The following is a 19,433-nucleotide window of genomic DNA, read 5'->3' as shown; positions in this document are numbered from 1 at the left end:
GATCAGCTTCCGGCAACGACATCGGCGGAATAGCGCAGTTCGCGCATCGGTTTGACCTTGCTGGTGGTTTGCGCATAGAGCGGGTGCGCCTTGTAGGCGGCCAGCGCGGCGTCATCGGCGAACTCCGCATAGACGACCACGTCGACCTCGTCCGACAGCGGATCCACCTTGGTGTTGAGCGTGACCTCGAACAGGCTGGAATGAGGAATGTTGCCGAGCGCCAGCAAGCCGGTGCGCACAGCCTCGACATCCTCTTTTCGCCGCGCGCTGAAGAAAACGATATGCCGGATCAACCCCGCCTCCTCGATCAAAATGCTGGGGTCTTTTGTGACGGCAGGACGTTGGCGTCAATCGACTAGGATGTCGCGGCTGCCGCCACTGGAGTTAAGCTCTGCCGGTAACATATCGCACAACATGGCTAAGCTCTCTCACTGTTGTGTCGAGATAGCGGCCCTGATTGTACATGCCATCCCAGATCAGGAAAAACGCGATGGCGGCAATGACGATTACATAACGCATGGCTAGATCTATCGCACGAGCAATTCTGCGACCATAGGCGTTTTTTGCGCGCTAGGCCTTTGCTGTGCAAAAAAGCGGATTCTCGCTGGCGCAAGCATTCCGCGTGGCACAGCCCCGCTTGCGGCCTGCCTCTTGAAGTTTCGCCGCATGACGTGGAAGATCGCCGCAGGGATTCACTGGGAAGCGCTAAAGCTCTGGTAAAAGAGCGCGTGTTTCATTCGAGCCCGCCCGTCACTGAGCCGGTCAGCGCCCGGGACCGGCAACGGCGTTCGAAGCTGGCGAATGATCCAAGAGAACCGTGGCTCGGCAATCTGCCCCGACACCGCGGAAATCCAGGGGGCACGAGATGGCACAAAAGGAACTATTTGGCGCAGCATTGAGCGACGCGGTCAGGCTCGATGAGTTCAATTTCGCCGAGATCGTCAAAGGTCTGCCGGCGAAAGCGCGCATGGTGCTGTCGGCGGCGATGAACCTGCCGCGCGGTTCACTCAAGGTGAGGCTGCCGGACGGCCGCGCCGTCCTCGTCGGCGGCAAGGGACCTGGCCCAGATGCCGAACTGGTGCTGAAGAATTGGCGCTTGCCCGGCCGCGCCTTTTCCGGCGGCACGATCGGCGTAGCCGAATCCTACATGGACGGCGATTGGGAAAGCCCTGATGTGACCAGCTTCCTGGAGCTGTTCGTGGTCAATTCGGTCATTGGCGAGCGTATCGCGGGCGGCACCAGTTGGCTGATCAACACCGTCCAGCGCATCCGCCACTGGTTCAACCAGAACACCCGCACCGGTTCGAAGCGCAATATCTCGGCGCATTACGACCTCGGCAACGCCTTTTACAAGCAATGGCTCGATCCGAGCATGACCTATTCCTCGGCGCTCTACACGACCGGCGCCAACGACCTGGAAAGCGCCCAGGCCGCCAAATATCGCGCGCTGGCGAAAGACACAGGGATCGGCCCGAAGGACCATGTGCTGGAAATCGGCTGTGGCTGGGGTGGCTTCGCCGAATTCGCCGCGCGCGAGATCGGCTGCCGCGTCACCGGGTTGACGATCAGCCGCGAGCAGCACGATTTTGCAACGGCTCGCATCGCCAAGGCTGGCCTTGCCGACAAGGTCGACATCAAGCTGCAGGACTATCGCGACGAAACCGGCACCTATGACCGCATCGCCTCGATCGAGATGTTCGAGGCGGTCGGCGAGAAATACTGGCCGGTGTTTTTCGGCAAGATGAAGGCTTGCCTGAGACCCGGCGGCACCGCCGGCCTGCAGATCATCACCATCAACGAAGCCGCCTACGACACGTATCGCGCAAGGCCGGATTTCATCCAGCGCTATGTTTTCCCGGGTGGCATGCTGCCGACACCGTCGATCCTGAAGACACTGGGCAAGGATCATGGCCTTGCCCATCTGCGCGAGCGCGTGTTTCCGGATGACTATGCGCGCACGCTTGCCGAATGGCGCCACCGGTTCTGGGCGTCATGGGAGAAGATCGTCCCGCTCGGCTTCGACGACCGCTTCAAGAAGCTCTGGGAGTTCTACCTGCACTATTGCGAGGCCGGATTCCGCGCCAGCTACATCGACGTGCGCCAGGTGGTCTACAAGGCGTAGTCGACACGTTCTTCGATTTCATTGCCGCCGACCAGGCGATATCGAGGATGATCTCGATATCGCCGCCCGGTCGCCGTCAAAAAGTCCGATCGCAAAGCAGGATGCCGCGCAGGACGGACGAATCGGAAATCACTTGATGCGCAAACGGACGATCTTCTTCGGCATCATTGTTGTCGCCGCGGCGGGCATCTGGCTCAACAACACCTCGCTGTTGTCGAGCCGCCCCGCCGGCAAGCCGGAAGTGCTTGCCCATCGCGGCCTTGCCCAGGACTACGCACGGGAAGGCATGACGGGTGAGACGTGCACGGCCAGTCGCATGTTGCCGCCGCGCCATGCCTACCTCGAAAACACGATCCCCTCGATGGAAGCCGCCTTCGCGCGGGGCGCTGACGCGCTCGAACTGGATGTTCACCCGACGACAGACGGCAATTTCGCCGTCTTCCACGACTGGACGCTGGATTGCCGCACGGAAGGCAAGGGAGAAACACGCAACCATTCCATGGCCGAGTTGAAGACCCTCGATGTCGGCTATGGCTATACGGCGGATGGCGGCAAGACCTTTCCGTTTCGCGGCAAGGGTCTCGGCATGATGCCGTCGCTGGATGAGGTTCTGGCGCACTTCCCGGCCCGCCGCTTCAACATCAACGTCAAGAGCAACGATCCGGGCGAAGGCGAAAAGCTGGCCGCACGGCTTGCCATGCTATCGCCGAACGAGCGCTTCTATCTCTCGGTCTATGGCGGCGACAAGCCGATTGCCGCAGTCAAGGCAGCACTGCCGGACATGCATACGCTGAGCCGCGCGTCGCTGACGCAATGCATTCTGCGCTATGCCGCGCTTGGCTGGAGCGGCTATGTTCCAGATGCCTGCCGAAAAGGTACCTTGCTCATTCCCGTCAACATCGCGAAATGGATGTGGGGTTGGCCGAACCGGTTTCTCGATCGCATGCAAGGCGTCGACAGCCGCGTCTATCTGCTCGGCCCGTACACCGGCGGCGACTTTTCGCAAGGGCTGGACGATCCCGAACTGATCAAGCAGCTGCCGAACGGTTATTCCGGCGGCATTTCCACCGATGCGCTGGATCTCGTCATGCCTGACATCAAGGAACGTTTCACCCAGCCGGCTCAATCCACGCCATAAGGCCGGGACTCGAGCCGACCCGAACCACCTTCAAAGCAGGATGCGGTATTTCGCGAAACCTGCCTCGCCCTCGCCTGCCGGCTCGATCTTCAGCGATTTCAGCTGCGCAATGAAATCCTTCGCCTTGGCGCCGGTTTCGAACACGGCGCTGGTTCCAGGCAGCGGCGCGAACGACCAGTTGTCGTCCGCGGACGGGTTGATTGTACCCTCGCTGACGATGTAGCGGACGATGACGTCGCGATTGGTGTCCGGCGCTTCATAGATGATCTTCGAGGCATTGATGTCGGGGAAATTGCCGCCGCCACCGGCCCGGTAGTTGTTGGTCGCGACGACGAATTTCTGTTTGGGGTCAATCGGTTTTCCATCGAAACTCAGGTCGACGATGCGATTGGCGCCAGCGTTAGCCAGCCCGCCCTTGGCATCGTATTTCGGCGGCTGCGACAGGTCTATTTTATAGGTGACGCCGTCGATGACGTCGAAATTGTAGGACGGAAAATCGGTGTTGATGAGGGCCTGGTCGGCCTTCCCTGGCTCGATCCGGTTGAAGATCCCGGCCGACATTTCCAGCCATTCCTTGACCTGCCCACCGGTGATTTCGACCGCACGCACGGTGTTGGGATAGAGATAGAGGTCGGCGACGTTCTTGATGGCGATATCGCCGGCGGGCACGTCGGTATAGTAGTCGGCGCCGTTGCGTCCGCCGGCCTTGAACGGAGCGGCCGCCGACAGCAGCGGCACATCCTTCCATTGCGTATTCTTCAGAATATCCCTGAGGTACCAGGTCTGCGCCTGGCTGACGACCTGCACCGACGGATCGTCGGCGACCAGCGCGAAATAGGAATAGAGCGGCGCGGAGGTCTTGCCGACGGGGCGGCGCACATAGGCCAGTGTTGCCTGGTGGTCCTGCTCAAGGGCCGCGATGATGCGCTTGTCGTCCGGGACAGTCGGTTTATTCTTGTTGTCGACGCGTTCGAAGATCGGCCGCGCCTCGGAAGTGGCGGAAACGACCTTCCATTTCGACCCGTCACGCTCCAGCATCAGGTCGATCAGCCCCATATGCGAGCCCCAGAAACCGCCCATGACGGCGGGTTTGCCCTGCAGCGTGCCCTTTTGCGTGTCGACACCATCGAGCGACTGGAAATCCTTCTTGCCGGGGAACACCAGATGCTGGTGCCCGGTGAACACCGCGTCGATGCCGGCGACGCCGGCGACGAAGAACGAGGCGTTCTCCATCATGTCGCCGTGCTTCACGTCGATGCCGGAATGCGACAGCGCAATGACGATGTCGGCGCCCGCCTCCTTCATCTGCGGCACCCAGGCCTTGGCCGCCTCGACGATGTCGCGCGTCTTGACGTTGCCTTCGAGGTTCTTGAGATCCCAGACCATGATCTGCGGCGGCACGAAGCCGATGATGCCGATCCTGATCGGCTGCTCGGCGCCCGAACCGTCCTTGATCTTCTTGTCGAGGATGACATAGGGCTTGAAATAGAGCTTGTCGTCGCGCGGGTTCGCGGCAAGCTCCGTGCCGCGGATCAGATTGGCGCAGACGAAGGGAAAATTGGCGCCGGCCAGCACCTTGTCCAGGAACGACAGGCCATAGTTGAACTCGTGGTTGCCCAGCGTCGAGCACTCGTAGCCGAGCAGGTTCATACCCTTCATGATCGGATGCAGGTCGCCGTCCTTCAGGCCCTTCTCATAGGCGATGTAGTCGCCCATCGGATTGCCCTGCAGCAGGTCGCCATTGTCGATCAGCATCGAATTCACCGCTTCCTTGCGCACGGCGTCGATCAGGGAGGCCGTGCGCGACAAGCCCAGCGTGTCGTTCGCTTTGTCGGCGTAATAATCGTAAGGCAGCACGTTCACATGGATGTCGGTGGTCTCCATGATCCGGAGATGCGCCTGGTTGGCCTGTGCGCGAGCGGAGAAGGGATGAAGCACGATCAGCGCCCCTGTAGCTGCGGTGCCAGCGAGGAAATCGCGGCGGGAGACGGGATGGAGCAGTTGCGACATGTTTTCTCCTCATCGACAACGTGACACGCCCTGCCCCGAAGCGAACTTCGCGCCGAAATCGGCTCAAGTCCATTCAAGAAGTTGCGTGCATCGGAAGGTCAGTCGACCAGCAACAGATGACGTGCGGATGAACGGTGCCGGTGAGGAAATCAGCCCTTGTCGTCGTCGCCCTGGGTGATCAGCCGCGCGCTGCGTTGCCCCGTCGCGTAGATCCATAGCCAGCTCAGCGAAACAGCAAGCCGGTTGCGAAAGCCGATCAGGAAATAGATGTGGGCCACTCCCCACAGCCACCAGGCGAGCCAGCCGGTGAGCTTGATCCAGCCGAAATCGATGGCGGCGGCGCGTTTGCCGATCGTCGCCAGATCGCCGGCATGCCTGTAGTGGAAAGGACGCGCGGTCGTGTCGCCGCCGAGCCTGGCCTTGATGGTAGCCGCAACGTGTCGGCCCTCCTGCTTGGCGGAAGGCGCCACGCCGGGAACCGGCCGCCCGTCTGGCCGCAGCACATGAGCGGCGTCGCCGATGACGAAGATCTCCGGGCTGCCACGCACACTTAGATCGGGCTCGACCAGCACCCTGCCCGCGCGGTCCGCCTTCGCTCCCAGCCATTCAGCGGCTGGCGAAGCGGCAACGCCGGCTGCCCACAGGATCGTTCGGGCGGCCAGTTGCTTATCGCCAAACACGACACCTTCTGCGTCGCAGCGCGTGACGGCCCGGCCGAGCTCGACCGTCACGCCGAGCCGCTCGAGCGCTTTGCTGGCATAGTCGGAAAGTTTCGGCGCGAAATTGGCCAGAATGCGGTCGCCGGCCTCGATCAGCACCACGCGCGTCTGCCGCGTGTCGATGTTGCGGAACTCGCCGCGCAGCGTGTCATGCGCCAACTCGACGATGGTGCCGGCAAGCTCGACGCCGGTCGGCCCGCCACCGACGATCGCAATTGTCAGCAGCGCCTGGCGCTTGGCGGGATCAGCCTCCCGCTCGGCCTGTTCGAAGGCCAGGAGAATTCGCCGCCGAATGGTGGTGGCGTCCTCCAGCGTCTTCAGGCCAGGCGCGAACGGCTCCCATTCGTCATGGCCGAAATAGGCGTGGCGGGCACCGGTGGCGAGCAGCAGCGTGTCGTAGGCGACCGCGCTGCCGTCGTCGAGCAGCACGCGCTTGCCGGCGCGGTCGACACCGGTGACATTGGCGAGCAGCGTCGTCACATCCTTGCGCTTGCGCAGGAGGTGGCGGATCGGCCAGGCAACCTCGGAGGTGGCCAGCGCCGTCGTCGCCACCTGGTAGAGCAGCGGCTGGAAGAGGTGATGGTTGCGCTTGTCGATCATGGTGATGCGCACGGGAGCGCCGGCAAGCGCACGGGTGAACTCGAGGCCGCCGAAACCCGCGCCGACAACGACGACATGATGCCTGGCTTCGTTCATTTCGTTCACCTTGATAGCAAGATTGCCTGTCCTGCATGTAGGTATTTTTGTGCAATGCAACAACAGATGGCCAGTGCCCGAGACTCGTCGTTGCATGTCGTGAATGCACATGTTGTATCGTATCGCGAGGTATAGCGTCATCGAACACGCGATGAGGTGAGGCATGGCCAACGATCGTGACGACGATGCTCCGGCGCAGTATTCTTCGCCGCCCTGTTTCATGCACGAACTCGATCCGGAATTCCGTGCGCCTTCGAGCGACTGGACCGATGTGAGACGCTGGCGCAAGGCTGAGCGCGAACGCCTGATCGCCGCGCGTCTTGCTGTTTCGGCCGACGCGCGAACGGTAATGTCGCAACGCATCGCCGATGGCCTCGACGCGGTAATCGGCGAGATCGCCGGCCGCATGGTCAGTCTCTACTGGCCGTTTCGCGGCGAGCCGGATTTGCGGCCTTGGATGGCGTCCATAAACGAACGCGGCGGCCGCACCGCCCTGCCCATCGTCATCGAGAAGGGGCAGCCGCTGATCTTCCGCGCCTACAAAGCAGGCGACCGGCTGGAGAAAGGTGTCTGGAACATCCCGATCCCGGCCGAGGGCGATCCGGTGCTGCCGGACATCGTTATCTCGCCGATCGTCGGCATCGATCCCCTGAACTACCGCCTGGGTTATGGCGGCGGTTTCTTCGACCGTACGCTGGCAGCGATGCCGTTCAAGCCACTGGTCATCGGCGTCGGCTACGAGCTGCAGCGCATCGCGACCATCTACCCGCAGCCGCACGACATTCCGATGGATCGGGTGGTAACGGAGGCCTAGGCCATTTCCGGCTTCATGCCCATGGCGGTCCTGTCGACGATTTCGCGTAGCGCAAAGGACGAATTGATCTTGGTCACATGCGGCATCGCCGACAGCCATTCCTTGTGGATGCGCTCATAGTCGACGAGATCCTTCGCCGCGATCCGCAGGATGTAGTCGTATTCGCCCGACATCAGGTGACAGGACAGCACGTTGGGGCAGCGCTTGATCGCCGCCTCGAAATCCGACAGCGTCTTCTCGAACTGCCCCGACAGCGATATGTGCACGATCGCCGTCATCTGGTGGCCAAGTGCCGCATTGGAAAGCCGGGCGTGGTAGCCGCGAATGGTTCCGGATTTCTCCAGATTGTCGAGCCGGCGCGAACAGGCCGACTGCGACAGGCCGACCTTCTCGGCCAGCGCCGCATTGGGTATCCTGCCATCCTTTTGCAAAGCCTCGAGAATGGCGATATCGATCCTGTCGAGCGGCATTATTCGTGAATCCTGCGAATATCTTGCTGTTTCGCGCAACGATTATCGAAACCGGCCGGTGGGCGCAAGCGCATTCGCAAACACCTGCGCAACGATTCGTGGTTCACTCCAGTCATACAGGGAACGAGCCCAAAAGGGCCGGATCAGGAGAAGAAAATGCGCGTCGGCTGCCCCAAGGAAATCAAGAACCACGAATACCGCGTCGGCCTCACCCCCGGCTCGGTCCGCGAATATGTCGCCCATGGCCACGAAGTGCTGGTCGAGACCGGGGCCGGTGCCGGCATCGGCGCCGATGACAACGCCTATCGCGCCGCCGGCGCCACGATTGCCAAGACGGCCGCCGAGGTGTTCGCCAGGTCGGACATGATCGTCAAGGTCAAGGAGCCGCAGCCCAGCGAATGGGCGCAGCTTCGCGAAGGCCAGATCCTGTATACCTACCTCCACCTTGCTCCGGATCCGGAGCAGACCAAGGGCCTGCTTGCGTCCGGCGTGACGGCAATCGCCTACGAGACCGTGACCGACGACCGTGGCGGCCTGCCGCTGCTGGCGCCGATGTCGGAAGTTGCCGGACGCCTGTCGATCCAGGCCGGCGCCACGGCGCTGCAGAAGGCCAATGGCGGCCGCGGCGTGCTGCTGGGCGGCGTGCCCGGCGTGCTGCCCGGCAAGGTCACCGTGCTCGGCGGTGGCGTCGTCGGCCTGCACGCGGCCAGGATGGCGGCCGGCCTTGGCGCCGACGTCACCATCATCGACCGCTCGATCCCGAGATTGCGCCAGCTCGACGATCTCTTCGCCGGCCGCGTCCACACCCGTTACTCGACTGTCGAGGCGCTGGAAGAAGAGTGTTTTTCAGCCGACATCGTCGTCGGCGCGGTGCTGATCCCGGGTGCCGCGGCGCCAAAACTGGTTTCGCGCGAAATGCTGTCGGGCATGAAGAAAGGCTCGGTGCTGGTCGATGTCGCCATCGACCAGGGCGGCTGCTTCGAGACCTCGCACGCCACCACCCATGCCGACCCGACCTATGAGGTCGACGGCGTCATCCACTACTGCGTCGCCAACATGCCGGGTGCCGTGCCCGTCACGTCGGCCCACGCGCTCAACAACGCGACGCTTCACTACGGCCTGCAGCTCGCCGACAAGGGCCTGAAGGCGCTGGTCGACGATCATCACCTGCGCAACGGCCTCAATGTCCACAAGGGCAAGATCACCAACCGCGCAGTTGCCGAGGCGCTCGGCTACGAACTGGTCGAGCCGAAAGCGGTACTCGCCGCCTGATTTTCGCGAAAACAGCTCCTTTCAATCCAGCCCGCCGGTTCCATGCCGGCGGGTTTTTTCTTGCGAGCCTGTTTTTCAGGCAAAGCATGGCGTGGAAAGATGTGACGCAACGGCACTTTGCTCATCATTGTTGCATATTTGTCATTCCCGTGCCGGCCGGTTCCCTGCTAGAGACATTCTGGGTTTACTCATGGGGTACGGGCATATGTTCATTCGCACATCCGCGAAATCTTTTCTTCTTGGTGCTGTTTCTGCTGTGGCTTTGATATCTGCTGCTCACGCAGCAGACGTCGTGCAGCCGGTAGAAGAAGCTGCCGGCTTTAACTGGAGCGGTCTATACGTTGGTTTTGGCGTCGGCGCCGGTGCCAACGTACACAAGCTCAGCAGCGATTTTATTCCAGTCTCGCTGAACGGCATTGGTGGCGAAGGCGTCTACGGTGAGCTGACGGTTGGCTATGACTATATGGTCGCGCCGCGGTTCCTCATCGGAGGTCTGCTGGACGCTCACGTCGGCAACATCGGGACCACGCTGGACATTACGGGATTCGACGCTTCGATCAAGGAAACCTACGGTTTCGACGCTGGCCTGCGTCTCGGCTACCTCTTGACGCCAAACACTCTGGGATACGTGCTGGGTGGCTATTCCTGGCAGAAGTACAAGCTCGATACGAACGCTGGCTTCGACTTTGATTGGGATCAGAGCGGGTATTTTGTCGGAGGTGGCATCGAAACGGCCATCAACAGCAATTGGACGATCAAGACTGAGTATCGCTATACGGGCTTCGGGACCAAGGACGATCTTCTTTCCGAGGCTGGCATCGTCGGGGTTCCGGACGGTCTCCTCAATCTTGACACCTCGCGCCATACTTTCCAGATCGCAGCCAATTACCGTTTCGGTGCCCAGAACGGCGGCGGTGCTGCTTTCGAGACGCCAGCCTACAACTGGACCGGCTTTTATATCGGCGGCGCTGGTGGTGCCGGTGCGTCCGTGCACCAGATCAACGTTCCGCCGCTCGGCGACCTGGAATTCAATGGTCTCGGTGGCGAAGGTGCCTTTGGTGAACTGAACGTCGGCTACGATCATGACTTCGGCAGCTGGGTCGCAGGCGTCATGGTCGATGCACGCTACTCCGGCATGACTTCCAAGCTGGATCTCGGCGGCGGATCGATCAACGTCGATACCGACTATGGGTTCGATGTGTTGGGCCGCGTTGGCATGAAGATGAACGAATCGACCCTTGCCTATGCGCTTGCCGGCTATAGCTGGCAGCATTTCGACCTGAACGCTTCCGACCCGATCGGCGACATCCTCGACTGGGGCTCCAGCGGCTTCTCGGTCGGTGGCGGACTGGAAACGGCTCTGTCCAGCAACGTCACCGTTGGCCTCGAATATCGCTATTCGCAGTTCGCCAAGAAGGACTTTTCTTCGGAATTCGGCGCACCTGACGACACCCTTACCTCGACTTCCTCTTTCCACACCGTGCGCCTCGGCGCGAAGTACAAGTTCAACTAAAAGGCCCTCCAGCCAAACAGTTGCAGCCCGTCGGCCATGCCGGCGGGCTTTTTTCTTGCGTGGAATACGTCTGCTCCAAACGCAGGCAACAAAAAAGCGGAGCCAAAGCCCCGCTTCCTCGATGTCGAGATTTGCCGCCGGTTCATCCGCGGTCGGCAAATCGATCGACAATGGCTTTCTATCGCGACTATGCGACGGGAGTACGACAGCTGTTTCCAGCGGCTAATCTCAGCCTCAAGCGCGCTCGATGCGGCACTGGTAGCAATTGTTGCGCGCCGAGCGCACATGGACGTAGGCGATCTCGTCGCTTTCCAACAAGGTCTTGGCCCGCCCGGTGATGTCTCCGGTCGAGATCACGCCGCCGCTGCCATAGACGATACGATCATCCCTGCCATAGCCGCGCACGATGTAGTCGGGGCTTTCGAGAATCTCGGGCAGCGCCTCGCTCTCGGCAGCGCGGTCGCATGCCTCAGCATGCAGGAAGATCGGCCCGGTTTCGGCATAAGGCTGAAGCTCCGGGAATGGCCTGTATGCCAGAACAAGATAGGCATCGCCGGCTCCTATGTTCTTCAAACAATGCCGGCAAGGCATGCCGTCACCGTCGGAGATCTTTCGCTCGGGCGTTTGGCCATAGGCATCGGCGCCACCGCGCTGCAACGTCCTGACATCTTCGGTCGGCAAAGCTTTGAACTGGATGGTCATGGAAAAATCTCCGGTGTCGTGATTGGAAATTATGTCCTAGAACCCCTCGCCGCCCACCCGATTCCTGCCAAATGTCGAAAAGCCGATCGCCCTCGGCGATCGGCTCTCATCAGGTTCCTGTCAAAGGCGCCGGCTAATTAAAATTCGGAGCTGCGACTCAACGGATGAAATCGTCGAAGCGGCGCAGCGTCACCCGGCGATTCTGCCAGTTTTCGTTCTGCGTCTGCACCAGCAAAAACTCCTCACCGTAACCAACCGTTTCCAGTGCATGGCCGGGCACCCTAAATTCGCGCACCAATGTGCGCTTGAGCGAAGCGGCGCGCTGTTCGGACAGGGCCTGGTTCGACTGGAAGGAGCCGACGGCGTCGGTATGGCCCTCGATCAGCACGCGGGCGCCGGGATCGCGGCGCAGGATTCGCCGCAGCGCGTCGGCAATAGTCTCGATCTTGTCGTATTGCGAGTTGGCAATAGCCGCCGAACCGAAGGCGAAGTTGATCGACTGGATATCGATCGAGCGGGCCATGCGGCGCAAATCCGGGCGCCGCTTGAATTCCCGGATGGTGACGCGCTCGTTCGGCCGCAATTTGACACGCGGTGCCGCCTCGAGCTTCCGCTCGATCGTCGCGGCCGAAGGCGTTGTCGCCTGGGCTGCGGCCAGGCTTGGCATGGCAATCGCCGCGATCAGCGCGGCGGCAAGTGTACGGCGGGTCAGCATGTCTTCGTCTCCTTCGGCCTTGGCCGCATTGATGGTGCGGGCAACATGCCAAAAGCAGCCTGAAGGGCCGATGAACGACAGGTTCAGATTCGGGCTGGTGTCAGCTTCCGGCTAGGGCCGCATGACGCTGGCCGCGCGCTCGGCGAAAGGCAGCGGATGCACGATTTCCTTCTTTTGCGCCACCGGTGCAAAGCCGAGCTTCTGGTAAAGCGGCAGAGCCGCCGGATGATCGAGCGTGCAGGTCTGCACCGTCACGCGCTTCGGACCATGCGACCAGGCGGCTGCGATCGCGGAACCCAGGAACCAGCGGCCGATGCCTTGTCCCGTCGCATGTTCCATCATGCCGAAATAGGCGAGCTCGACTTCTTCCGGCAGATGCGGCTTGAGATCGAAGAAGCCGGCGGGTGCGCCGTCCAGATAAAGGACCCTGATGTCGCGATCCTCGCGATGAATGCCGGCGGCAAGCTCGTCGTCATCCAGCCTCAGCACATTGACCCAGTGCCATTTGCGCCCCACCCGGTCCATCAGATAGCGGTAGAAATGCAGCGGAATGTCCTTGGTCTTCAGCAGCGCGATCTGACGGTTGTAGGGCACCGGCGGCGAATAGGCCGGCGGCACATGCATCTCGAGAAACGTCACCGTGACGTCAATATCTTCCAGCGCGCCGTTTTCCATCGTCTTCATTCCTTGCCGATCACAACGGGGCCGGTCACGACAGGCGTGTCGGAAATCCCGCCCCACTCCGTCCATGAGCCGTCGTAAAGCCTGTTGTTGGCATGGCCAAGCGTTTCCAGCGCCAGCGTCACCACCGCTGCGGTAATGCCGGAGCCGCATGAGGTGACGACAGGTTTCGACAGATCGATGCCGGCCTCCTCGATCGCCTTGCGCAGGCGGTCCTTCGACAGCAGCTCGCCATTTTCCGACAGCACCGAATAGGGCAGATTGCGCGCGCCAGGCATATGGCCGGAGCGGATACCCGCGCGCGGCTCAGGTTCAGTGCCGGTGAAGCGGCCCGGTCCCCGGGCGTCGGCGATCTGGCTTGCCCTGGTGTCGACGATCCGGCGCATGTCGGCGAGGCTGGCGACGCGCCCGGAGTCGAAATCGGCATGAAACACGCTTGGCGCGATCTTCGTCGGCTCAGCCGTCACCGGTCTGCCGGCGGCTTTCCAGCCATCGAAGCCGCCATCCAGAATATAGGTCTGGAAGACGCCCATGACCCTGAACATCCACCACGCCCGGGGCGCCGAGAAGAAGCCCGGACCATCGTAGACGACGATGGTGTCATCGGCCGAAACGCCCATGGCGCCGACATACTGGGCAAAATGCTGCGGTGACGGCAGCGTATGCGGCAAGGGCGAATCCGGATCCGAAACGGCATCCTGATCCAGAAATCGTGCGCCCGGGATGTGGGCCGAATCGTACTCGCCGCGCGCATCGCGCTTCTGCGCCGGGAGATACCAGGATGCGTCGATGATCGTCAGGCCCGGCTGGCCGAGACGTTGCTGCAGCCAGTCTGCGTCGACGGTGAAGGGGCTGTCCTCGGCCATTTTGTGCTCCTGCTCGCCTTTTGGCGATCACTGTCTGTTCAGTTTGCCGGCATCGGCCCAAAGCGGATGCGGAAGCGCCGGTTTTCACGGCCCTTCTTCTCGATCTTGCCGATGTGGATTTCGCCGACTTCGCCAGTGCTCTTCACATGGGTGCCGCCGCAGGGCTGGCTGTCCACCGAGGCGTTGTCGCCGATACAGACCAGGCGGATCTTGCCGGTGCCGGCCGGCGGCCGAACGTTCTTGGATTTCACCAGGCCGGGATTGGCGGCCAGTTCCTCGTCACTGATCAGCCTGACAAAGATCGGATGATCGGCCCGCACCAGCTCCATCAGCCCGGCGGTGATGTCCTCCTTGGTGAAGCCGGCATCCGGAGCGTCGAAGTCGACACGGCTGTCGTCCTCGGAAACGGCGGCACCGGTGATTGGAAACGGGCAGACGACGGTGAGCAAATGGCAAGCCGCATGCATGCGCATCAGGAGATGCCGGCGTTCCCAGTCGATGGCCAGCCTCACCGTCTCGCCGACCTGTGGCACTGCTTGCTCCGGCGCCGGCACATGGATGATCTCGTCCTTGGTCTCGCCGGTGAGGGTAGCGGCAATGGCGATGCGGCTGCCGTCCGCGCGTTCGAGATAACCGGTATCGCCCGGTTGGCCGCCCGAAGTGGCGTAGAAGATCGTCCGGTCGAGGATGATGCCGCCGCGGTCGTTGACGGCAACGATCGTCGCATCTGCCGTCCGCAGATAGGCATCGTCGCGAAACAGGGCATCCGTCCTGTTTGCCATCACGCGACCTTTTCGAACGGCACCGAAATTGTGCTCTTCAGCTCCATCCAGCCTGGCACCGGCAGTTGCTTCTCGCGCAGGAATTCCGGGTTGAACAGTTTTGACTGATAGCGCGTGCCGTAGTCACAAAGAATGGTCACGATGGTGTGGCCGGGACCCAATTCCCTGGCCAGGCGGATCGCGCCGGCAATGTTGATGCCGGTCGAGCCACCGACGCAAAGCCCCTCTTCCTGGATCAGGTCGAAGACGATCGGCAGCGCATCCTCATCGGGGATCTGGAAGGAAAAGTCCGGCGTGAACCCTTCGAGATTGGCGGTGATGCGCCCCTGCCCGATGCCTTCGGTGATCGAGCTGCCTTCGGACTTCAGCTCGCCGCTGGTGTAGAAGGAGTAGAGCGCGGCCCCCAGAGGGTCGGCCAGCGCGATCTTCACATCCTTGCTTTTCGCCTTCAGCCCAAAGGCGACGCCGGCCAGCGTGCCGCCGGAACCGACCGCCGAGACAAAGCCATCGACCTTGCCGCCGGTCTGGCTCCAGATTTCCTCCGCTGTGGTGCGGATATGGCCGTCACGGTTAGCAACATTGTCGAACTGGTTGGCCCAGATGGCGCCGTTCGGCTCGGTCCGCGCCAGTTGCTCGGCCAGCCGCCCCGACAGTTTCACATAATTGTTGGGGTTCTTATAGGGCACGGCAGGCACTTCGATCAGTTCGGCACCGAGCAGCTTGATCGTGTCCTTCTTCTCCTGGCTCTGTGTGTCGGGAATGACGATGACGGTGCGATAGCCGAGCGCCTTGGCGACCAGCGTCAGCCCGATGCCAGTGTTGCCCGCCGTTCCCTCGACGACGACGCCGCCGGGCCTCAGCAGCCCACGCTGCTCGGCGTCGCGGATGATGAACAGGCCGGCGCGATCCTTGACCGACTGGCCCGGATTCATGAATTCGGCCTTGCCCAGGATCTCGCAACCGGTTTGTTCCGAAGCTTTGTTGAGGCGGATCAAAGGCGTGTTGCCGATTGCGTCGATCACAGAACGGGGCATTCAGGATTCCTTGTGTAGGTGCGCCGAAACCCTAGAAACCCGAAGCTGCAGTTTCAAGGCAAGAATTTGTCTGGTCCAGTCGCATTTGCGGTACTGTAGTTGCGTCAGCGCTTCCCGAAACCGACCTCTTGCGCCACAGCTCATTTTCCGGCTGACGTTGAAAAGCAGCTTTTCATTCGATTTCTTCATCGCTAGAGCAAAGCACCAACAAGTCGACAGGGCGCAGCATGACACTCTACCGGGCCAACCCGAAGCACGGCGTCGCCTGGATCACGGGCGGATCGAGCGGCATCGGCCGTGCGCTGGCCAGGGATCTTGCTTCCCAGGGCTATGCCGTCGCGGTGACGGCGCTCGACGACGATCCGATCGACACGCTTGTCGTCGAGACCGCGCAGATGCCGGGCAGCGTCATGGCCTTTCCCTGCGACGTCACCGACGAGCCGCGCATGGCAAGGACCGTCGCTGCCATCGAGAAGGAGCTCGGTCCCATCGTGCTCGCCATCTTCAATGCTGGGAATTACATTTCGACGCCGGGGGAGAATCTTGTCGTCAACGACTTTCGCCGGTCCTTCGAGGTCAATTATTTCGGCATCATCAACGGCCTCGTGCCTGCGGTCGAACGCATGCGTGTGCGGGCGCGCGGCCATGTCGTGCTGGTCGGCTCCGTGACGTCCTATTTCGGCTGGCCGACAACGGCCGCCTATGGCGGCACCAAGGCGGCCATCAACATCCTGGCCGAGTCGCTGAAGTATGATTTCGACAAGATGAACGTGCGTATCCAGGTGTTCAACCCAGGCTTCATCGACACCCCGCTGACCGAGAAGAACATGCTGCCGATGCCGGGACTGATGCCGGTCAGCCGGGCATCGCGCCGCATGGCGCGAGGCATCAAGTCGGGCGGTTTCGAAGTCCATTTCCCGCGCCGGACAAGCTGGCCACTGAAACTGCTCGCCCTGCTGCCGAGGCCGCTGTGCAGAGGGTTTATCAGCCTGATGACCAGTTGGAAGGCGCGGCCTCTGCATTACGACCGCAAGCCGCCGATCGAATAGGACGCCTGAGAAATTGGCGGGCTCCCCGTTTTCGGGCCGCCGTCGCCATGGTTGAGACAAGTGCTGCGTGGAGTCTGCGATGGGGCGACGGATCGTGCTTGCTGTGCTGGGCCTTATTGCCGTTCTCGCACTGGCCTTCGTGTTCGGCCCGCGCGTTCGCGTCGACACCACGATCCGTTTCGATCCCTCGCTCATCGGCGACGATCCGCAGGCCTATGTGGCAAAGGCGGAAGCCGCCATCCCCGGAATCCGAGACGGGCTGGAGAAGGAGATCGTCTGGGCCGATCCGTTGGTGCATGCCAGGACCCCGCTATCGATCGTCTACATCCACGGCTTTTCCGCATCGAAGGGCGAGGTCCGCCCGCTGCCTGACGAAGTGGCGGAACAGCTTGACGCCAATCTCTTCTACACACGGCTTACCGGTCATGGGCAGGATGGCGCGGCGATGACGCAAGGCAGCATCAATGCCTGGATCAACGACTATGAGGAGGCGCTCGCCATCGGCCGGGCCATCGGCGACAAGGTGATCGTCATCTCGACTTCGACCGGCGGCTCGCTGGCGGTCTGGGCGGCAACGCAGCCCGGTGCGTCGGACGGGGTGGCGGCGATTGCGTTCATCTCCCCGAACTTCGGCGTCAAGACTTCGGGCGCCGAGATCCTGACCATGCCGTGGGGCAAACAAATCGCCAGGCTGGTCGCCGGCAAGGAACATAGCTTCGTGCCGCGCAACGCGCTGAATGAAAAATTCTGGACCACCCGCTATCCGATCGAAGCAACCTTGCCGATGCAGGCGCTGACCGAGCTTGCCTATGGCGCGCCGGTGGAGAAGGCGACCGTCCCTGCTTTGTTCATCTTTTCTGATTCGGACAAAGTGGTGCGGGCCGACCGCAGCCGCGAGATTGCCGGGCGCTGGGGCGCGCCGCATGAACTGGTTCCGGTCGACGACACTGGCGACCCGGACAATCACGTCATTGCCGGCGACGCGCTGTCGCCATCGACCACGGCGTTTCTGGCGCAAAGGATCGCCGTCTGGATCGAAGCGGTGGTGAAGTAGGCGACGAAAAAGGGCGACCGAAGCATCGCTTCGGCCGCCCTTTTCTTGTTTCGTCTCGGCAATCAGCCAGCCGAAGCTTGACTGACTGCAGCGCGGTCTGGCTTACGCGGCCCGCGCAGCCGGACGCTTACCGCCGAAGCGGCGCTTGTTGTTGCCCTTGAAGGCCGGCTTGGCGCCGTCCGGCTTGCGCTCGCCGGCGAAGGCCGGCTTGTCGCCGAAGCGCTTCTTGCCAAAGCCGTTGCCCTTGCTCTCGCCACCGGGCCGCCTGCCGTCGCGACGGCCATTGCGGTCGTTGCGGTCATTGGCCGGCTCGAAACGCTCGTTCTTTTCAGCCGGATTGCGCAGCGGATCGGGGCTGCCGAGATGGTCGGCAACGATCGGCAGCTTGGTGCGGATGATGCGCTCGACCTGGCGCAGCTTGCTGTTCTCGGAAGGATCGCAAAGCGTGATCGCGATGCCGTCCATGCCGTTGCGGCCGGTACGGCCGATGCGGTGGACGTAGCTCTCGGCTTCATCAGGCAGGTCGAAATTCACGACATGGCTGATGCCGGGCACGTCGATGCCACGCGCCGCGATGTCGGTCGCCACCAGAATGCGCACCGAGCCGTCGCGGAAATCGTTCAGCGCTTTCTGGCGGGCGTTCTGCGACTTGTTGCCGTGAATGACGGCGGCCTTGAAGCCATCGCGCTCGAGGTCCTTGGTCACCCTGTCGGCACCATGCTTGGTGCGCGAGAAGATGATGACGGACTTCATCGCCTCATCGGCGAGCATCGTCGACAGCACCTGGCGCTTCTGCTTGGTGCGGGCAAAGACGACGCCTTGCACGATCTCGGCCGCTGCCGTGCTTTGCGGCGCGACTTCGACGCGGATCGGGTTCTTCAGCAGGCCCTTGGCCAGTTCGGCGATTTCATTGGGCATGGTCGCCGAGAACAGCACCGTCTGACGATCGGGCGCGGTCGCCTTGGCGATGCGCTTGACGTCGTTGATGAAGCCCATGTCGAGCATGCGGTCGCCCTCGTCGAGCACCAGCCATTTGGTGTCGGCAAGCATGAGGTCGCCCTCACGCACCAGGTCGGTCAACCGGCCGGGCGTTGCGATCAGGATATCGACGCCGGGCGCAACCTTCTTCACCTGGCTGAAGCGCGAGACGCCGCCAAGCACGAGCGCGGTCGAGACATGCGCGCCCTTGGCGAGGATCTTGATCGTGTCCTCGATCTGCACGGCGAGTTCGCGTGTCGGCGCCAGGATAAGCGCACGCGCCGTCTTCGGCCGGCGCTTGGTGCCGAGTGCGATGATCTTCGACAGGATCGGCAGAGCGAAGGCCGCGGTCTTGCCGGAGCCGGTCTGGGCGATGCCGAAAATGTCACGGCCTTCCATCTGCGGCGGGATCGCCTGCGCCTGGATAGGCTTCGGCTCGGTGAAGCCGGCGTTGTGGGTGGCCTTGAGCAGCGCGCCCGTAATACCCAGTGCCGCGAAACCGGTGAGTTCCGCAGTGTTGCTACCGGGCAAAGTGTTTTCGTTGGTCAAAATAATCTTCTTTCACGCGGCTTCTGGCCGCAAACATCGATGGCGGCAGGGCGCAACCTGCCGTCGAACAAATTTTCATGAAACGACAAGGCGGGCGGACGGGTTCGTCCACTCGGCTGCGCTGTCGTGCCCGCAGGCATCATGCCACGGGGCTTTTTCGCCGCTTTGTGATTTACCGGAAAAAGGGCCGATATACCGGAAAGAGGGAAAACAGACGCAACCAGTCTCATTCGTCGAGAAGGCCGGATAAGTCCCGGCCCAAGCGCCTA

Annotated in this window: 18 protein-coding genes; 7 read left to right on the top strand and 11 right to left on the bottom strand. The window is 62.0% G+C overall.

The features are described 5' to 3' along the window. Nucleotides 1-2: 2 nt before the first annotated feature. The gene (locus LB559_RS12800) at nucleotides 3-293 is read right to left on the bottom strand and encodes a Dabb family protein (protein ID WP_013531473.1); all 291 of its coding nucleotides are present in this window, start codon (nucleotides 291-293) and stop codon (nucleotides 3-5) included. Nucleotides 294-865: 572 nt separating this feature from the next. Here LB559_RS12800 and LB559_RS12795 point away from each other — a divergent pair. Together LB559_RS12795 and LB559_RS12790 are read left to right on the top strand one after the other, a co-directional pair. Further along, nucleotides 866-2,122 carry an SAM-dependent methyltransferase gene (locus LB559_RS12795; protein WP_013531472.1) on the top strand — a complete coding sequence of 419 codons (1,257 nt, stop codon included), beginning with the start codon at nucleotides 866-868 and terminating at the stop codon, nucleotides 2,120-2,122. 136 nt (nucleotides 2,123-2,258) lie between these two features. Further along, nucleotides 2,259-3,260 carry a glycerophosphodiester phosphodiesterase family protein gene (locus LB559_RS12790; RefSeq protein WP_224674187.1) on the top strand — a complete coding sequence of 334 codons (1,002 nt, stop codon included), beginning with the start codon at nucleotides 2,259-2,261 and terminating at the stop codon, nucleotides 3,258-3,260. 30 nt (nucleotides 3,261-3,290) lie between these two features. Here the strand turns inward: LB559_RS12790 and LB559_RS12785 are convergent, their stop codons facing one another. Both LB559_RS12785 and LB559_RS12780 read right to left on the bottom strand, forming a co-directional pair. Continuing rightward, nucleotides 3,291-5,270 carry a bifunctional 2',3'-cyclic-nucleotide 2'-phosphodiesterase/3'-nucleotidase gene (locus LB559_RS12785; protein ID WP_224674186.1) on the bottom strand — a complete coding sequence of 660 codons (1,980 nt, stop codon included), beginning with the start codon at nucleotides 5,268-5,270 and terminating at the stop codon, nucleotides 3,291-3,293. Nucleotides 5,271-5,419: 149 nt separating this feature from the next. Next, nucleotides 5,420-6,685, bottom strand: coding sequence for an NAD(P)/FAD-dependent oxidoreductase (locus tag LB559_RS12780; RefSeq protein WP_127385342.1), 1,266 nt, complete (start codon nucleotides 6,683-6,685; stop codon nucleotides 5,420-5,422). A 163-nt stretch (nucleotides 6,686-6,848) separates the two neighbouring features. On the opposite strand from LB559_RS12780, the gene LB559_RS12775 reads away from it, so the two are divergent. Beyond that, nucleotides 6,849-7,499: a 5-formyltetrahydrofolate cyclo-ligase gene (locus tag LB559_RS12775; protein WP_013531468.1), complete on the top strand. Its 651-nt coding sequence runs from the start codon at nucleotides 6,849-6,851 to the stop codon at nucleotides 7,497-7,499. Here the strand turns inward: LB559_RS12775 and LB559_RS12770 are convergent. Further along, the gene (locus LB559_RS12770) at nucleotides 7,496-7,969 is read right to left on the bottom strand and encodes an Lrp/AsnC family transcriptional regulator (RefSeq protein ID WP_013531467.1); all 474 of its coding nucleotides are present in this window, start codon (nucleotides 7,967-7,969) and stop codon (nucleotides 7,496-7,498) included. The two genes, LB559_RS12775 and LB559_RS12770, sit on opposite strands and share 4 nt — an antisense overlap. A gap of 156 nt (nucleotides 7,970-8,125) precedes the next feature. Here LB559_RS12770 and ald point away from each other — a divergent pair, with 156 nt between their 5' ends. After that, complete coding sequence (gene ald, locus LB559_RS12765; RefSeq protein ID WP_063172194.1) at nucleotides 8,126-9,241, top strand: alanine dehydrogenase; 1,116 nt, start codon at nucleotides 8,126-8,128, stop codon at nucleotides 9,239-9,241. A 205-nt stretch (nucleotides 9,242-9,446) separates the two neighbouring features. Continuing rightward, a complete protein-coding gene (locus LB559_RS12760; protein WP_063168057.1) occupies nucleotides 9,447-10,754 on the top strand; it encodes an outer membrane protein in 1,308 nt (435 codons plus the stop codon). Nucleotides 10,755-10,988: 234 nt separating this feature from the next. Here the strand turns inward: LB559_RS12760 and LB559_RS12755 are convergent, their stop codons facing one another. From LB559_RS12755 to LB559_RS12730, 6 genes are all read right to left on the bottom strand, one after another. Continuing rightward, nucleotides 10,989-11,456: a DUF1203 domain-containing protein gene (locus tag LB559_RS12755; protein ID WP_063172195.1), complete on the bottom strand. Its 468-nt coding sequence runs from the start codon at nucleotides 11,454-11,456 to the stop codon at nucleotides 10,989-10,991. A 157-nt stretch (nucleotides 11,457-11,613) separates the two neighbouring features. Further along, the gene (locus LB559_RS12750) at nucleotides 11,614-12,171 is read right to left on the bottom strand and encodes an OmpA family protein (RefSeq protein WP_013531463.1); all 558 of its coding nucleotides are present in this window, start codon (nucleotides 12,169-12,171) and stop codon (nucleotides 11,614-11,616) included. 111 nt (nucleotides 12,172-12,282) lie between these two features. Continuing rightward, nucleotides 12,283-12,846: a GNAT family N-acetyltransferase gene (locus tag LB559_RS12745; protein ID WP_013531462.1), complete on the bottom strand. Its 564-nt coding sequence runs from the start codon at nucleotides 12,844-12,846 to the stop codon at nucleotides 12,283-12,285. 5 nt (nucleotides 12,847-12,851) lie between these two features. Beyond that, on the bottom strand, nucleotides 12,852-13,718 hold the full coding sequence (sseA, locus tag LB559_RS12740) for a 3-mercaptopyruvate sulfurtransferase (protein WP_224674185.1): 867 nt from the start codon (nucleotides 13,716-13,718) through the stop codon (nucleotides 12,852-12,854). A 38-nt stretch (nucleotides 13,719-13,756) separates the two neighbouring features. After that, the gene (locus LB559_RS12735; RefSeq protein ID WP_224674184.1) at nucleotides 13,757-14,500 is read right to left on the bottom strand and encodes an alanyl-tRNA editing protein; all 744 of its coding nucleotides are present in this window, start codon (nucleotides 14,498-14,500) and stop codon (nucleotides 13,757-13,759) included. After that, nucleotides 14,500-15,534 carry a cysteine synthase A gene (locus tag LB559_RS12730; RefSeq protein ID WP_064994176.1) on the bottom strand — a complete coding sequence of 345 codons (1,035 nt, stop codon included), beginning with the start codon at nucleotides 15,532-15,534 and terminating at the stop codon, nucleotides 14,500-14,502. Before LB559_RS12730 ends, LB559_RS12735 begins: the two co-directional genes overlap by 1 nt. 227 nt (nucleotides 15,535-15,761) lie before the next feature. Here LB559_RS12730 and LB559_RS12725 point away from each other — a divergent pair, with 227 nt between their 5' ends. Together LB559_RS12725 and LB559_RS12720 are read left to right on the top strand one after the other, a co-directional pair. Beyond that, nucleotides 15,762-16,583: an SDR family oxidoreductase gene (locus LB559_RS12725; protein WP_224674183.1), complete on the top strand. Its 822-nt coding sequence runs from the start codon at nucleotides 15,762-15,764 to the stop codon at nucleotides 16,581-16,583. 79 nt (nucleotides 16,584-16,662) lie between these two features. Beyond that, the gene (locus LB559_RS12720) at nucleotides 16,663-17,637 is read left to right on the top strand and encodes an alpha/beta hydrolase (RefSeq protein ID WP_063168060.1); all 975 of its coding nucleotides are present in this window, start codon (nucleotides 16,663-16,665) and stop codon (nucleotides 17,635-17,637) included. Nucleotides 17,638-17,739: 102 nt separating this feature from the next. On the opposite strand, the gene LB559_RS12715 is transcribed toward LB559_RS12720, so the two are convergent. After that, a complete protein-coding gene (locus tag LB559_RS12715; protein ID WP_224674182.1) occupies nucleotides 17,740-19,164 on the bottom strand; it encodes a DEAD/DEAH box helicase in 1,425 nt (474 codons plus the stop codon). Nucleotides 19,165-19,433 lie beyond the last annotated feature (269 nt).

The sequence above is a fragment of the Mesorhizobium sp. BR1-1-3 genome, assembly GCF_020165455.1.
Classification (GTDB): domain Bacteria; phylum Pseudomonadota; class Alphaproteobacteria; order Rhizobiales; family Rhizobiaceae; genus Mesorhizobium; species Mesorhizobium ciceri.
The sequence above is the reverse complement of the archived record's forward strand: the minus strand, read 5'-3'. Positions and strand labels throughout refer to the sequence as shown.